The organism is Acinetobacter sp. YH16044, from assembly GCF_013417145.1.
GTDB classification, from domain to species: domain Bacteria; phylum Pseudomonadota; class Gammaproteobacteria; order Pseudomonadales; family Moraxellaceae; genus Acinetobacter; species Acinetobacter amyesii.
Genome location: NZ_VPEK01000158.1, coordinates 1 through 1,237 on the forward strand (window position 1 = coordinate 1; position 1,237 = coordinate 1,237).

The following is a 1,237-nucleotide window of genomic DNA, read 5'->3' on the forward strand; positions in this document are numbered from 1 at the left end:
GGTAAACAGGCTTCAGATCAGCCATAAAGGCTTTTTGATCCTTACTGGCCACATAACGCAAGCTATTGCGGATTTGGTGAATAATACATAACTGCACTTCTGTCTGCGGAAATATCGCAGCAATTGCTTCAGGGAAGCCTTTAAGCCCATCAACGCAGGCGATCAGAATGTCTTGTATGCCACGGTTCTGCAAATCTGTGAGTACGCTGAGCCAATAATTAGCACCTTCACTTTCTGATAGGTAAAGACCCAGCAGTTCTTTATGGCCTTCGGTATTTAATCCCAGCACGGTATAAACGGCTTTGTTGACATAACGGCCTTCATCCTTGATCTTGTAATGGATGGCATCGAGCCACACAAAGGGATATACGGCATCAAGCGGCCTCTGTTGCCAGGCACGTAATTCGGGGATTAGCTTGTCTGTAATATTGGTAATGGCACCCTCGGAAATATCCAGTGCATACATATCGGCAATATGTTTTTGAATATCACGGTAGCTCATGCCGAGCGCAAACAGTGAGATGACTTTACTGTCGATCTCTTCAGAGAGTTTGGTTTGATTTTTCTTGACGAGTTGAGGCTCAAAATCACCAGTGCGATCACGAGGTGTTTCCAGTTCAAATGAACCGGAGGATGATTTTACGGTCTTGCGAGAGTAACCATTCCTGCGATTGGATGGTTTAGGATTTTCTTCCAGATAGTTTTCAATTTCAGCATTTAAAGCCGCTTCTGTCAGCTGTTTGATTAGTGGTGTCAGGATACCGTTTTCACCAGTGAGGGGTTGTCCTGATTGTAATTGTTTTAAAGCTGCTTCGAAATCAAAGTTGTTTGCCATGATGTGTCATTTCCTGTTTGATTCAGTTTATTGAAATGACACAGATTTTTGAACACTACCAATTTTTATTTCTATATCGTCCTCTGTACTCGATATACAGTAGCGATACCCACACCTACAGCTTTTGCTACTTCTTCTTTTGTCATATTTTCGGCCTTAAGTAGCTGTTTAATACGCTCATGCTTAGCGGTATTGGCTTTCTTTCCTGCCGGCTTGTAACCTGACCTTTCTAGTCCTTGCTTAATGCGTTCTCTCCTTTTGTCGTTATCAAGCTTCGCCATAGTTGCAAGTAGGTCTATCAACATGCTGTTGATGACGTTCAGTATCTCTCCTGTCATGCCACTATTAACGACGTGTGTTGTGGGTAGATCAGCGACGACCAGGCGCAGTCCTTTGCTCTTG

At 43.5% G+C, this 1,237-nt stretch carries 2 protein-coding genes; both read right to left on the reverse strand.

The window, feature by feature from the left end:
- The coding region (locus FTV38_RS17695) for an IS256 family transposase (RefSeq protein WP_180023066.1) at positions 1-835 on the reverse strand (835 nt) is incomplete at its 3' end.
- Between the two features lie 71 nt (positions 836-906).
- A partial coding sequence (locus FTV38_RS17700; RefSeq protein WP_180023067.1) for a helix-turn-helix domain-containing protein occupies positions 907-1,237 on the reverse strand: 331 nt, incomplete at its 5' end.